At 76.0% G+C, this 13,041-nt stretch carries 15 protein-coding genes; 7 read left to right on the top strand and 8 right to left on the bottom strand.

Annotated elements, in window-relative coordinates; all coding sequences use genetic code 11:
* Positions 1-121: 121 nt before the first annotated feature.
* Entirely contained in the window at positions 122-760 is a 639-nt protein-coding gene (locus tag BLQ97_RS11425) for a DUF3000 domain-containing protein (protein ID WP_091366400.1), read from the bottom strand.
* Positions 761-864: 104 nt separating this feature from the next.
* Between BLQ97_RS11425 and hemE the strand changes: the two genes are divergently transcribed.
* From hemE to hemQ, 4 genes are read left to right on the top strand one after another with little or no spacing between them, the layout of a single operon-like run.
* On the top strand, positions 865-1,920 hold the full coding sequence (gene hemE / locus BLQ97_RS11420; protein WP_175471691.1) for a uroporphyrinogen decarboxylase: 1,056 nt from the start codon (positions 865-867) through the stop codon (positions 1,918-1,920).
* Positions 1,917-3,284, top strand: coding sequence for a protoporphyrinogen oxidase (hemG, locus tag BLQ97_RS11415; RefSeq protein ID WP_091366008.1), 1,368 nt, complete (start codon positions 1,917-1,919; stop codon positions 3,282-3,284). The genes hemE and hemG overlap by 4 nt, the downstream gene beginning before the upstream one ends.
* A gap of 38 nt (positions 3,285-3,322) precedes the next feature.
* The gene (locus BLQ97_RS11410) at positions 3,323-3,784 is read left to right on the top strand and encodes a hypothetical protein (RefSeq protein ID WP_091366007.1); all 462 of its coding nucleotides are present in this window, start codon (positions 3,323-3,325) and stop codon (positions 3,782-3,784) included.
* Positions 3,785-3,791: 7 nt separating this feature from the next.
* Positions 3,792-4,508 (top strand): hydrogen peroxide-dependent heme synthase, encoded by a 717-nt coding sequence (gene hemQ, locus BLQ97_RS11405; RefSeq protein WP_175471690.1) that lies wholly within the window; start codon positions 3,792-3,794, stop codon positions 4,506-4,508.
* A gap of 111 nt (positions 4,509-4,619) precedes the next feature.
* Here the strand turns inward: hemQ and msrB are convergent, their stop codons facing one another.
* Positions 4,620-5,012 carry a peptide-methionine (R)-S-oxide reductase MsrB gene (gene msrB, locus BLQ97_RS11400; protein WP_245692080.1) on the bottom strand — a complete coding sequence of 131 codons (393 nt, stop codon included), beginning with the start codon at positions 5,010-5,012 and terminating at the stop codon, positions 4,620-4,622.
* Between the two features lie 169 nt (positions 5,013-5,181).
* On the opposite strand from msrB, the gene BLQ97_RS11395 reads away from it, so the two are divergent.
* Positions 5,182-5,640 (top strand): hypothetical protein, encoded by a 459-nt coding sequence (locus BLQ97_RS11395; protein WP_091366004.1) that lies wholly within the window; start codon positions 5,182-5,184, stop codon positions 5,638-5,640.
* 133 nt (positions 5,641-5,773) lie between these two features.
* On the opposite strand, the gene BLQ97_RS11390 is transcribed toward BLQ97_RS11395, so the two are convergent.
* Positions 5,774-5,977 (bottom strand): cold-shock protein, encoded by a 204-nt coding sequence (locus BLQ97_RS11390; protein ID WP_073420333.1) that lies wholly within the window; start codon positions 5,975-5,977, stop codon positions 5,774-5,776.
* Between the two features lie 322 nt (positions 5,978-6,299).
* On the opposite strand from BLQ97_RS11390, the gene BLQ97_RS11385 reads away from it, so the two are divergent.
* On the top strand, positions 6,300-7,016 hold the full coding sequence (locus BLQ97_RS11385) for a DUF4383 domain-containing protein (RefSeq protein ID WP_091366003.1): 717 nt from the start codon (positions 6,300-6,302) through the stop codon (positions 7,014-7,016).
* A gap of 49 nt (positions 7,017-7,065) precedes the next feature.
* Here BLQ97_RS11385 and BLQ97_RS11380 read toward each other — a convergent pair whose 3' ends face one another.
* Together BLQ97_RS11380 and BLQ97_RS11375 are read right to left on the bottom strand one after the other, a co-directional pair.
* Positions 7,066-7,692 (bottom strand): hypothetical protein, encoded by a 627-nt coding sequence (locus tag BLQ97_RS11380; protein WP_091366002.1) that lies wholly within the window; start codon positions 7,690-7,692, stop codon positions 7,066-7,068.
* A gap of 110 nt (positions 7,693-7,802) precedes the next feature.
* Complete coding sequence (locus BLQ97_RS11375) at positions 7,803-9,179, bottom strand: threonine/serine exporter family protein (protein ID WP_245692079.1); 1,377 nt, start codon at positions 9,177-9,179, stop codon at positions 7,803-7,805.
* 188 nt (positions 9,180-9,367) lie between these two features.
* Here BLQ97_RS11375 and BLQ97_RS11370 point away from each other — a divergent pair, with 188 nt between their 5' ends.
* Positions 9,368-10,126, top strand: coding sequence for a FadR/GntR family transcriptional regulator (locus BLQ97_RS11370; RefSeq protein WP_091366000.1), 759 nt, complete (start codon positions 9,368-9,370; stop codon positions 10,124-10,126).
* Between the two features lie 3 nt (positions 10,127-10,129).
* Here BLQ97_RS11370 and BLQ97_RS11365 read toward each other — a convergent pair whose 3' ends face one another.
* The 3 genes from BLQ97_RS11365 to BLQ97_RS11355 all read right to left on the bottom strand — a co-directional run bounded on the left by BLQ97_RS11365 (position 10,130) and on the right by BLQ97_RS11355 (position 12,945).
* Entirely contained in the window at positions 10,130-10,900 is a 771-nt protein-coding gene (locus tag BLQ97_RS11365) for a crotonase/enoyl-CoA hydratase family protein (RefSeq protein ID WP_091365999.1), read from the bottom strand.
* Positions 10,901-10,970: 70 nt separating this feature from the next.
* Entirely contained in the window at positions 10,971-11,738 is a 768-nt protein-coding gene (locus tag BLQ97_RS11360; RefSeq protein ID WP_091365998.1) for an SDR family NAD(P)-dependent oxidoreductase, read from the bottom strand.
* A gap of 16 nt (positions 11,739-11,754) precedes the next feature.
* Positions 11,755-12,945: a thiolase family protein gene (locus BLQ97_RS11355; protein ID WP_091365997.1), complete on the bottom strand. Its 1,191-nt coding sequence runs from the start codon at positions 12,943-12,945 to the stop codon at positions 11,755-11,757.
* Positions 12,946-13,041 lie beyond the last annotated feature (96 nt).

Here is a 13,041-nt window from a genome sequence, read left to right as displayed (position 1 = left end):
TGCTCAGTTGCCGTCCACCTTCTCGGCCGTGTCGTCCGTGCGTCCGCGGCCGGTCCCCCGGCCTCCGGGCGGATCGAGCCGGCCGGCGCGGACCCGGGGGCGAACCCCCACCCCGCCGATGTTAGTTGCCGTCGGCCACCGGGCCGGAGGGGCCCAGCATCGCCACCCCCGGCGGGGGCAGTCCGGCCGCGTTGGCCAGCACCTCCAGCCAGGCGTCGAGGTGCCGGTCGAGCGCGGTGTCCTCCGCCGTCCAGGAGGCGCGGATCTCCACGTCGACCGAGTGCTCGGGGCCGGCGAGGTCGCCGAAGCGGGTGGAGGCGGTGCGGGTGACGGTGCCGCCGAGCGCGTGCGCGGCGGCACCGCAGCCGGCCAGCGCCTCGGTCAGCCAGCTCCACGCGACCTCGGAGAACATCGCGTCGTCGACCATGTGCTCGTCGGTGCTGGCCGAGACGTAGCCGACGCAGCGGGTGGTGCCCGCCCAGGCCTCGTGACCGGCCGGGTCGTGCAGCACGATGAACCGGGCGGCGGCGACCTCGACCTCCTCGTCGCCGTCGAGCTCGGTGACCCGGGCGCCGAGGGCGTGCGCGAAGGGCGCCAGCCGCTGGGGGGCGGGGATGCGCTCCAGCACGATCTCCGGGCGCACCCGCAGGGAGGCCAGCGACTCCAGGGCGGCCACGAACCCGGCGGGCGGGGGAGTGTCCCCGGACCCCGCGCGGGTGCCGGCGTCGTCCCTCCGACCCGCCAGGCTGCGTGGCTCCACGACCGCAGGGTAGGGCCCCGCGCCCCGTCTGTCTCGGACGCGCCGCGGCGGGCACCGGGCAGCGCGGTGGGGGAGCACCCGCCGGTCTGGGAGGATGGACCGTCGTGACCGCCGCTGCCGCCGCCGCCCCGTCCCCCGCCGAGTCGGGCCTGGTCCGGGCCGCGCGCGGCCTCCCGGTCGACCGCACGCCGGTGTGGTTCATGCGCCAGGCCGGCCGGTCGCTGCCGGAGTACCGCGCCCTCCGCGCGGGGACGGCGATGCTCCAGGCCTGCCAGGACCCCGACCTGGTCACCGAGATCACCCTGCAGCCGGTGCGCCGGCACGGGGTGGACGCGGCGATCCTGTTCTCCGACATCGTGCTGCCGCTGGTGGTGGCCGGCGTCGACATCGAGATCAAGCCCGGCGTCGGCCCGGTCGTGGCCAGCCCCGTGCGCACCGTCGCCGACGTCGACGCGCTGCCGGACCTCGAGCCCGACCGGCTGGACTTCCTGGCGACGGCGGTGCGCCGGCTGGTCGCCGAGCTCGGCCCCACCCCGCTCATCGGCTTCGCCGGGGCGCCGTTCACCCTGGCCACCTACCTGATCGAGGGCGGCCCGTCCAAGGAGCACGCCCGCACCAAGGCGTTCATGTACGCCGAGCCGGAGGCGTGGTCACGGCTGCTCGACCGCCTGGCGGTGTCGGCGGCGACCTTCCTGCGCGCGCAGGTGGACAACGGCGCCGCGGCGGTGCAGCTGTTCGACTCCTGGGCCGGCGTCCTCTCCGCCGCCGACTACGGCACGCGGGTGCAGCCGCACTCCCGCGCGGTGTTCGACGGGCTCGGCGACCGGGACGTGCCGCGCATCCACTTCGGCGTGGGCACCGGCGAGCTGCTCGCGCTGATCGGCGACGCCGGGGCCGACGTCGTCGGCGTCGACTGGCGGGTGCCCCTGGACGAGGCGGCCCGTCGGGTGGGCCCGGCCCGCTCGCTGCAGGGCAACCTCGACCCCGCCGTCCTGCTGGCCGACCGGGCGAGCGTCGACCGCGAGGTGCGCCGGGTGGTCGAGGAGGGCCGGGCCGCCCGCGGCCACGTGTTCAACCTCGGCCACGGCGTGCTGCCCGAGACCGACCCGGGCGTGCTCACCCACGTCGTCGACCTGGTGCACGAGCTCTCGGCACGATGAGGCGGCTGGTCGTCGTCGGCGCGGGCATCGCCGGGCTGACCGCCGCCTTCGAGTGGTCCCGGCGCCGGCCCGGCGACGAGGTCGTCGTCCTGGAGGCCGGTGGCCGCGTCGGCGGCAAGGTCGACCGGCTGGAGCTCGCCGGCCAGTGGTACGACACCGGGCCCGAGGCGGTGCTGGCGCGGGTGCCCGAGGCGGTCGAGCTGGTCGAGGCGCTGGGGCTGGGCGAGCGGCTGGTGGCGCCCGCCACCACCCAGGCGTCCATCGTGCTGCCCGACGGCCGGCACCCGCTGCCGCCGGGCACCGTGCAGGGGGTGCCGACGTCGGCCGACGGGCTGGCGGGCGTGCTCACCCCGGGCGGCGTCGAGCGGGTGCGGGCGGAGGCAGCCCTGCCGCCGCTGCGGCTGGACGGCGACGTGTCGGTCGGGGCGCTGCTGCGCGAGCGGCTCGGCGACGAGGTGGTCGACCGGCTGGTCGAGCCGCTGCTGGGCGGCGTCTACGCCGGCCGGCCCGACGACCTCTCGCTGGCCGCCACCATGCCGGCGCTGGCGGCCCAGCTCGCCCGCGCCGACTCGGTGCTGGCCGCCGCCGTCGCCGCCCGCGACGCGGGGGCCCGCAGCCGCGGCGACGCCGACGGGCCGGTGTTCGTCACCGTCGACGGCGGCATCGGCGTGCTGCCGCAGGCGCTGGTCGACGCCTCCGGCGCGCAGGTGCGGCTGCGCGCGCCGGCCCACGCGATCCGCCGGGCCGGCGGGCGGCTCGAGGTCGCCGTCGGGCCGGTGGCCGCGCCGGAGGTGCTCGAGGCCGACGCCGTCGTCGTCGCCGCGCCGGCGGGCAAGGCGGCGCGGCTGCTGGCGGGGGTGGCGCCGGACGCCGTCGAGCCGCTGCGCGGGATCCCGTACGCGTCGATGGCCGTGGTGGCGATGGCCTTCCCCGCGCAGCAGGTGGCCGCGGGCTCCGGCCTGCTCGTGCCGCCGGTGACCGGGCGGCTGGTCAAGGGCGTGACCGTCTCCTCGTCGAAGTGGCCGCACCTCTCCGCCGGCGGCCTGCTGCGGGTGCGCGCGTCGGTGGGCCGCTACGGCGACGAGGCGCAGCTGCAGCGCGACGACGACGACCTCACCGCCGCGGTGGTGGCCGACGTCGCCGACCTGCTCGGCCTCGAGCGCCCCGAGCCGCTGGCGGCCCACCTGGTGCGCTGGGGCGGCGGGCTGCCGCAGTACCTGGTCGGCCACCCGCAGCGGGTGGTGGCGGTCCGGGACGCCGTCGCCGCGGTGCCGGGCCTGGCGGTGGCCGGTGCCGCCTACGACGGCGTCGGCGTGCCCGCCTGCATCCGCAGTGCCCGCCGCGCCGTCGACGCGCTGGCCTGAGCAGTGCCTCCCGGACCACGGCCTGCCAGGCTGCCCCCGTGACCTCCTCCGCCGTCCTGCGCGCCGCCCTGCTCGGGACCGCCGCCGGGGGCCGCAGCGCCCTGGGCGTCGCCGGTCCCGTGCTCACCTCGCCGACCCGCCGGCCGGCCCGGGCGGCCGCGCTCGCCGCCGTCGCCGGGGAGCTGGTCGCCGACAAGCTGCCAGCGACGCCGGACCGGACCGTCCCGCCGAGCGTCGTCGTCCGGCTGGCCTCCGGCGCGGCCGGCGGGTGGCTGCTGGCCCGGCGCGACGGGAGCGAGTGGCTGCTGCCGGCGCTCGCCGGGGTCGCCGGCGCTGCCGCCGGGACGCTGGGCGGGGCGCGCTGGCGGCGGGTGGCGGCGCCCCGGCTCGGCGCGCTGCCGGCGGCGCTGGCCGAGGACGCCCTGGTGCTGGCCCTCGCCGCCGCTGCGGTCCGCGCCACACCCGGCGTCCCGGCAGGGCGCCCGCCCCGCGCGCGATGATGGGGACATGACCGAGCAGACCGGGACCAAGAGCACCGGCAAGCGGGCGAACGAGCTCAACGCCCTCATCCGCTACACGATGTGGTCGGTCTTCCGGCTGGCGCGGCCGCTGGGCGACGAGCCGCGCACCGCCGTGGCCGACGAGGTGGCCGGGCTGGTCGAGGAGCTGGCCGGCAAGGGCGTCGTCGTCCGCGGGACCTACGACGTGTCGGGTCTGCGCGCCGACGCCGACCTCATGGTGTGGTGGCACGCCGAGACGCCCGAGGCGCTGCAGGAGGCCTACACCCGGCTGCGCCGCACCGCGCTCGGCCGGCACCTGGAGCCGGTCTGGTCGCAGATGGCGCTGCACCGGCCGGCGGAGTTCAACCGCAGCCACATCCCGGCGTTCCTGGCCGACGAGGAGCCGCGCCGCTACGTCTGCGTCTACCCGTTCGTGCGGTCCTACGAGTGGTACCTGCTGCCCGACGAGGAGCGGCGGGACATGCTCAAGGAGCACGGGATGCAGGCCCGGCCCTACCCCGACGTGCGAGCGAACACGGTCGCGTCGTTCGGTCTGGGCGACTACGAGTGGATGCTCGCCTTCGAGGCCGACGAGCTGCACCGCATCGTCGACCTGATGCGCGACCTGCGGGCCAGCCGCGCCCGCCGGCACGTGCGCGAGGAGGTGCCCTTCTACACCGGCACCCGCAAGCCGGTCGCGGAGCTCGTCGCCGACCTGCCCTGACGCGGAGGGCGGCGGCGATGATCAGGTGACCTGATCGTGGCGCGTCCTACCGCACCGTGCACCGTGCGGTAGGACGCGCTGCGGTGCGGTAGGACGGCGCACCTCGGCAGCTCAGCCCTCCGCGGGGACCAACCGGATCGAGACGCTGTTGATGCAGTAGCGGTCGCCGGTCGGGGTCTGCGGGGCGTCGTCGAAGACGTGGCCGAGGTGGCTGTGGCAGCTGCCGCAGAGGACCTCGGTGCGCAGCATCCCGAGGCTGCGGTCCTCGCGGAGCACCACATTGTCGGCCGACGTCGGCTGGTAGAAGGACGGCCAGCCGCAGTGCGAGTCGAACTTGGTCTCGGAGCGGAACAGCTCGGCGCCGCAGGCCCGGCAGGTGTAGACGCCGACGGTCTTCGTGTCGACGTACTCGCCGGTCCACGGGCGCTCGGTGCCGGCCTGGCGGAGGACGGCGTACTCCTGCGGTGAGAGCTGCGCCCGCCACTCCTCGTCGGTCCTGGTCACCTTCGGCTGCGAAGCGGACGTCGTCATGCCCGGGGGAACGACGCGGACGGCGGGCGGATTCCCCGCGCGCACCGCCCGAGGCCCGCCTCCCGGGCCCGCCGCTCACCAGGCCCCGCCACCCCGTGACCCGGGTGGCGGGGCGCCGGCGCGCCCGGCGGAGACTGGGCCGGTGAGCCCTCCTCCGCTGCCCGACGTCTGGTTCACCCGCGACCTGCCGGTGCTGCGGACCATCGCCCGGCTGGTCGACGAGCCGAAGCACGGCGGCGCGCCGTACCTGCTGGGCTCCGTGGTGCCGGGCAGCGGGCTGCCGAAGGCCGACGTCGTCGCCGCGGCCAAGGCGCTCGCCGCCGCCGGCTACGTCGAGCCGCTGACCAACCACGCGGGCGACATCGTGCGGATCACCGGCATCTCCGCCGAGGCGCGGCGGCTGGCGGGGTTGTGGCCGACGCCGCAGGGGGAGTGGGAGCGGCTGCTCGAGCAGGCGACCACCCGGGCGGAGAGGGCGCCCACCGACGTCGAGCGGCAGCGCTGGCGGGCCTTCGCCGACGCCGCGCAGGCGGTGGGGCCGGACGCGGGGGCGCTGTTCATGCAGGCGCTGATCGGCGGCTACGTCCCGCGGGCCCACTGAGCGGGTGCGCCGGCGCCCCGTTCCACGGCCGGGAGCGGGGCGGGGGCGCACACGCTCGTCCCGCCGGCCGGCTCCGGACGCGGCAGCGCCCCCGCCCGGCGGACCGGACGGGGGCGCTGAGCTGATCAGGAGATCAGAGCGGGGTGACGTTCGCCGCCTGCGGGCCCTTCTGACCCTGCTCGACGTCGAACGAGATCCGCTGGCCTTCGTCGAGCGAGCGGTACCCGCTGGTCTGGATGGCCGAGTAGTGGACGAACACATCCGGTCCGCCACCGTCAGGGGTGGCGAAGCCGAACCCCTTCTCCGCGTTGAACCACTTGACAGTTCCTTCGGGCATTGCTCGCTCCTAGCTGAGGTGGTGCATCGGGGTCCTGCCAGTGCGCAGGGCCTTCCCGACGGACACGACCCTAGCTGCCGCGACGGCTCCGTGGCGGGACGGGGCTGCTCGGTCCTCCGCGAGGTGCGCTCCACCCGCCCGAGTGAGGCCCCCCGCCGCAGGTCTGTTGTGCACGACCGGATCGCCCGGGTCGTCCCCGTCGCGGTCCGGCCGAGAGCTGTGGCCGGGGCGCCGCGGGCGGTCGGAGAAAGGACGACGGGACTCCCGCCGGGCGCCGGGGAGGGGCGCAGAATGGGGGCACCTCCGCCATCGGGAGCTGACCATGACCCTGCGACTCCACCTCCCGCACCGCCCCGCCGCGCGCTCCGCGCCGCCGCGGGAACGGCGCAGCCTCGGCGCCCGCGTGTTCGTCGTGCAGCGCACCGGTGCCGTCCTCGTGGCGCTGTTCCTCCTCGTCTTCGGCGTCCTCGGCTTCGCCGGCGGCCTCGACTTCTTCTCCACCCAGGGCCAGCGCATCCTCGGCCTGTCCTCGAACGGCCTGCTCTCGCTCCTGTCGGTGGTCGTCGCGCTGGTGCTCGCCGTCGCCGCGGCGAGGGGGCCCCGCGTCGCCTCGACCGTGATGATCGTCGTCGGCTCGCTGTTCCTGCTGTCCGCGCTGGTCAACCTGGCCGTCCTGCGGACCGGCCTCAACCTCCTCGCCTTCGAGTTCCGCAACGTCGTGTTCTCGGTCGTCGTCGGGCTGCTGCTGCTCATGCTCGGCGCCTACGGCCGGATCGGCGGCCACCTGCCCGAGGACAGCCCGTACGCGCACCCGCACGCGTTCGAGGAGGACCCCGTCGAGGACCACGAGTACCCGTCGACCCCGGCGGAGTTCGCCGTCGAGCGGGCGATGCGCGAGGCCGAGGTCGCCGTCGTCCAGCACGTGGCCTCCTTCGACCAGCGCCGCCGGGTGGCCGCGATGGCCCGGGTGACCAGCCGGGCCGACCGCCGGCGGGTGTGGACGTCCTTCGACGAGGACCGCACGCGCCGGCTCGGCTGAGGTGGGAGGAGCCCGCACCGGGCCCCTCCCGCGGCCGGGTGCCTCGAGGTCAGACGGTCTCGGGCACCCGGAGGTGGGCGAGGACGAGGTCCATCTCCGCGACGTCGAGGACGTCGACGCCCAGGATGCGGACGCCCTCCTCGCGCAGCATCCGGGCCTGCTCCCGCGTCTGCTCGAGGTGCTCGCGCCCGTCGAGGACGACCGTGCCGACGGCGCGGGCGCTGTCCCGGTCGACGAGCATGCTGAGGCTGCAGAAGCCGGGCATCTCCTGGATCCGCGGCATCAGGCTCGACCGGTACATGTCGAGCAGCTGGTCGGCCCGGCCCGGCTCGCCGCGGGTCCAGGTGATCCGGGCGCAGGCCCCCTCCGCGGCGGCGTGCTCACGGTGCAGGACGGCGATCTCCCACTCCTGCACCTCCATGTCGTCGCTCGCCCCGAAGTGCTGCACCAGGTGCTCCCGCATCGGGTGGATGCGGTCGGCGCTGGCCCACATCGCCTGCTGGTCCTCCCAGGCCGACGTCGCGATGCACCGGCCGGTCTCCCGGTCGCACATCATCGACAGGCCCACGCAGCCCGCCATGTCCTGCATCGCCGGCCAGACCTCGTCGCGCATGTAGGCGATCGCGTCGTCGAGCGAGCCGGAGCCGGCGCGGATGGTGGTGGATCGGGCGTACATGCCGTTCTCCTCTCGGACCGCGCGGCGACGCCCCTGCGGCCCCGCCGCGCGGTCGAGCGTCCTCCCGCGGGAGGCGGGGGGCAACGGCCCTCGGGCCCCGGAGGGGGGCCTCAGTCGGTGGTCATGGCGCGCCGGCGGACCCGCTCGTCGTAGCGGTCCCGCTCGCCGCCGAACGGCCGGCCGAGGTACTCGCCCAGCGTGACGCCCGCGGCGAGCGCGAGCCCGACCGCGGCGGCCCCGACGAGGGCGCCGAGCCCCTCGTCGATCCGTGCGTCGACGACGATGGTGAACAGGCCGTGGTAGACGGCCAGCCCGGGCAGCAGCGGCACGATGCCGCAGACGGCGACGAGCAGCGGGGGGACCCGGAGCCGCTCGGTCAGCACCTCCCCGCAGAACCCGAGGACGACGGCGGCGACCCCGCTGGCCAGCGCGGGCCCGGCCCCCACCTGGCCGGCCGCCCAGGACGTCGTCCAGGCCAGCGCCCCCGCCAGCGCCGCCAGGGCCACGGCGCGCGGTCGGGCGAGGCTGGCCAGGGCCCAGAACCCGGCGATCCCGGCGGACGCGGCCAGCGCGACCGGGACGGGGACCGGCGACGCCGAGGGGTCGACGACGGTCAGCGGCAGCTGCGCGCGCCGGGCCAGGTCGAGCACGCCGGCGATGCCGACGACGATCCCGGTGGTCAGCGTCACCACCTCGAAGGCCCGGGCCGCGGCGGTCACCGGGAACCCGCTGATGGCGTCCTCGGCCGCGCCGACCAGCGACAGCCCGGCGAGGAGCACCACGATGCCGGCCGCGACGACCAGTGAGGTCTGCACCTCGACGTCCGAGACGAGCAGGAGGACGGCGACCCCGGTGGCCAGCGCGGCACCGGCGACCTGCTGGAAGAACAGCGGCAGGCTCCGCCGGTTGAGCACGCGCATCACCTGCTCGACCAGGGCGGTCGTCAGCGCCGCGAGCAGCGCCTCCCGCCAGCCCCCGCCGAGGACCAGCCCGAAGCAGCCGGCCACGCCGGCCCAGCCGAGCGCGCTCACGCTGCGGCGGTAGGTGGCGGGCGCGGAGACCACGCGGTCCAGCCGGCGGTGCGCCTCCTCGACGTCGACGTCCCCGGCGCCGACCGCCCGGGCCACGTCGGTGACACCCTGCAGGCGGGTGTAGTCCAGCCGGCTGGTGTTCACCACCCGCATCGCGGTGAGCGGCACCGCGTCCTCCCGGTCGAAGCTGATCGTGATCGAGGTGAAGGTGATGTCGATCGCGCAGTGGCCCAGCCCGTAGGCCGCGGCGACCCGCAGCACCGTCGCGGTCGCGTCGGCCGCGGACGCCCCGACGGCGAGCATCGACGCCCCGATGCGCAGGGCCAGCCCCAGCGCGGCGTGCACGGTGAGCTCGTCCATCCGGCTGGCCTGGGCGCGCAGCCCGATCGGCGCGGTCGGCGGGCCGGTGCCGGCGATCGCCCGCCAGGCCCGGTCCGGGATGCGCGCGTGGGGCACGGGACGACCGGAGGGCCAGGTGGGCACCCGTCCACGGTAGGTGGGTCGGGCGGGCCGGCCGCCGCGAGGCACGGCGGGTCGGCCATGACGTGCGCGACAGGGGCGCCGGCCGGTGGTGGGGCGACCCCAACGGGGCATCCGGCCGAACCAGTATCAGGTTCTGGCGCTCACCGGCCTACGCTTGCTCCATGACAGTGAGTGCGCGACCCCGAGCCGACGGATCGGCCCCGCGCCCCATCAAGCGTGGCGCCAAGGTCGCGGAGGCCCTGGCGCAGGAGATCGTGCACGAGATCGTGTCCCGGAAGCTGCCGCCGGGCACGCTGCTGTCCTCCGAGGCCCAGATGCTCGAGGACTACGGGGTCGGCCGCGGCTCGCTGCGGGAGGCACTGCGCATCCTCGAGGTGCACGGGCTGATCACCATGAAGCCCGGCCGCAACGGCGGGCCGATGGTCATCGAGGTCGGCACCCGCGACTACGGCCGGATGTCGACGCTGTTCTTCCACCTCGGCGGGATGACCTTCGGGCAGCTGATCGAGGCCCGCCTGGTCCTCGAGCCGATGATGGCGCGGCTGGCGGCCGAGCGCCGCGGGCAGGAGCTGGTGGGTCAGGTGGCCGACCCGGACACCACCGCGGTCGAGGACGACTCGGCCTACTACGCCGCCACCACCGACTTCCACCGCGGGGTGGCCTCCATGTCGGGCAACCCGGTGCTCAACCTGGTGAGCGTCTCGCTGGAGGACGTGTTCCGCGACCAGGTCACCGGCCTGCTCTCGCCCGAGGACGAGCGCCGGCACGTGCTCGAGGTGCACGCCGCGATCGCCCGGGCCATCGCCGAGGGCGACGCCGACGCCGCCGAGGCGCTGATGCGCGAGCACATGCAGGAGTACGCCGACTGGGTCACCCAGCGGCACCCGCAGCTGATGGACCAGGTGATCAGCTGGCAGTGAGGGTCAGCGGCCCCGCCACACCGGCGCGCGCTTCTCGGTGAAGGCCCGCGCGCCCTCCTTCGCGTCCTCGGAGGCGCGGATCGGCGCGTAGACCTCCCACTGCCGGGCGAAGGCCTCCGCGGCCGGCCACGAGGGACCCTCGGCGAGGATCCGCTTGGTGCCCTGCACCGCCAGCGGGCCGTTGCCGGCGATCTGCCGGGCGAGCTCCAGCGCCGCCGTCAGTGCCTGCCCGTCGGGCACCAGCCGGTTGACCACCCCGGCGGCGTGCGCCTCCGCCGCGCTCACCCGGTCCCCGGTCAGCGCCCACTCGGTGGCCTTGGGCAGCCCGGCCTTGCGCGGCAGCCGCAGCAGCCCGCCGCCGCCGGCGAGCAGCCCGCGCCTGACCTCGGGCAGGCCGAAGGAGGCGCCCTCGCCGGCCACGACGAGGTCGCACGCCAGCGCGATCTCGAAGCCCCCGGCCAGCGCCGGCCCCTCGACGGCGGCGATCAGCGGCTTGGCCGGCGGCCGCTCGACCAGCCCGGCGAACCCGCGGCCGGGCACGTGCGGCTTCTCCCCGGCGAGGAACGCCTTGAGGTCCATGCCGGCGCTGAACACCCCGCCGGCGCCGGTGAGCACGCCGACGAACAGCGAGTCGTCGGTGTCCAGCTGCTCCATCGCCGCGCCGATGCCCTCGGCCGCCGCGGTGTTGATCGCGTTCTTGGCCTGCGGCCGGTCGATGGTGACGACGAGGACGGCGCCGTCGCGCTCGACCCGGACCTCCGGCTCTCCGGTCACTGTGTCATCCGGCTGCTCCGCAGCACGTTCGCTCCGCTCCTCGCTCGCTGGCGCTCGCTGCGGTGCTTCCTCACTTGGGCTGCATCCGGATCGCGCCGTCCAGCCGGATGGTCTCGCCGTTGAGCATCGGGTTGTCCACGATGGCCAGCGCGAGGCGGGCGAACTCGTCGGGCACGCCGAGCCGCCGGGGGTGCGGCGTCATCTGGCCGAGGGAGTCGCGGACGTTCTCCGGCAGCCGGGCGAGGATCGGGGTGTCGAACGTGCCCGGGGCGATCGTCACCACCCGGATCTGCTTGCTGGCCAGGTCGCGGGCGGCCACCAGGGTCAGCCCGACGATGCCCGCCTTGGCCGAGGCGTAGGGCAGCTGCCCGATCTGGCCCTCCCACGCGGCCACCGAGGCGGTCAGGACGCAGACGCCGCGCTCCTCGCCGTCCACCGGCTCGTGCGCGGCCATCCGCGCCGCGGCCTGGCTGAGCACGTTGAACGTGCCGATCAGGTTCACCCGCACGACCGACTCGTAGAACTCGAGCGACCCGGGCCTGCCCTCCTTGTCGACGACGCGCATCGCGCCGCCGCGGCCGGCGCAGTGCACCAGCGTGCGCAGCGGGGCCAGCTCGTCGGCCTGCGCGACCGCGGCGGCGACCGCGTCGGGATCGGTCACGTCGGCGGCGGCGAAGCGGGTCTTGCCGCCGAGCTCCTCGGCCCGCTCGGCGCCGGCCGAGGTCGGCAGGTCGACGAGGACCGTGGGCACGCCGCGCTCGACCAGCCGGCGGGCGGTGGCCAGGCCGAGGCCCGAGGCCCCGCCGGTGACGACCGCGGACCCTGCAGTGACGTCCATGCCGATCAGCCCTTCCCTAGCTCTTCGCGGAGAGGTTCTCGAGCACCATCGCGTTGGCCATGCCGCCGGCCTCGCACATGGTCTGCAGGCCGTAGCGCTGCCCGGTGTCCTCGAGGAACCCGAGCAGCGTGGTGGCCAGCCGGACGCCGGAGGCGCCCAGCGGGTGCCCGAGGGCGATGGCGCCCCCGCGCGGGTTGAGCCGGTCGTCGTCGACGCCGAACTCGGCCTGCCAGGCCAGCGGCACCGAGGCGAAGGCCTCGTTGACCTCGACGGCGGCGACGTCGTCGAGGGACAGCCCGGAGCGGGCCAGCAGCTTGTGGGTGGCCGGGATCGGCCCGGTGAGCATGAGCAGGGGGTCGTCGCCGGTGACCGCGCTGGCCACCACCCGCGCCCGCGGCGTCAGCCCGAGCGCGGCGGCGCGCTCCTCGCTCATGACCAGCACCGCGGCCGCGCCGTCGGTGAGCTGCGAGGAGTTCCCGGCGGTGATCTTCCAGTCCACCGACGGGTACCGGGCGGCCAGCGGGTGACCGGCGAACGCGGGCTTCAGGCCGGCCAGCTTCTCCGGGGTGGTGCCCGGCCGGATCGTCTCGTCGACGGCGACGACCCCGTCGGGCGTGGTCACCGGGACGAGCTCGCGGTCGAACACGCCGGCCGCGGCGGCCTCGGCGGCGCGCGCGTGCGAGCGGGCGGCGTAGGCGTCGAGCTGCTCGCGGGTCAGGCCCCACTTGTCGGCGACGAGCTCGGCGGAGATGCCCTGCGGCACCAGGCCGGGGGAGTACCGCTCGGTGACCCGCGGCCCGTGCGGGTCGGCGTCGCCGCGCGCCGAGCCCATCGGCACCCGGCTCATCGACTCCACGCCGGCGGCCACGACCACGTCGTAGGCGCCGGCGACGACGCCCTGGACGGCGAAGTCCAGCGCCTGCTGGCCCGAGCCGCACTTGCGCTCGATGGTCACCGAGGGCACCGACTCCGGCCAGCCCGCGGCGAGCACCGCCTGCCGGCCCGGCGTGGCCGACTGCTCGCCGTTCTGGCCGACGCAGCCCACGAGGACGTCGTCGACGGTGGCGGGATCGAGGCCGGTGCGCGCGGCCAGGGCCTGCAGCACCTGGGCGAGCAGGTCGACCGGGTGCAGGCCGGACAGCGCCCCTCCGGGCTTGCCGCGGCCCATCGGACTGCGGACGGCGTCGACGACGACGGCAGCGGGCACGGGACCGCCTCCTCAGGTCGGTGTGGTCGTTGACACAATAACCATGAACACCAATAACATGGATACGTCCGGACGTCGGCGCCGAGCCGCGTCTGC

It is taken from the genome of Geodermatophilus telluris (genome assembly GCF_900102745.1).
GTDB classification, from domain to species: Bacteria; Actinomycetota; Actinomycetes; order Mycobacteriales; family Geodermatophilaceae; genus Geodermatophilus; species Geodermatophilus telluris.
This window is presented reverse-complemented; position numbering and strand designations above follow the sequence as displayed.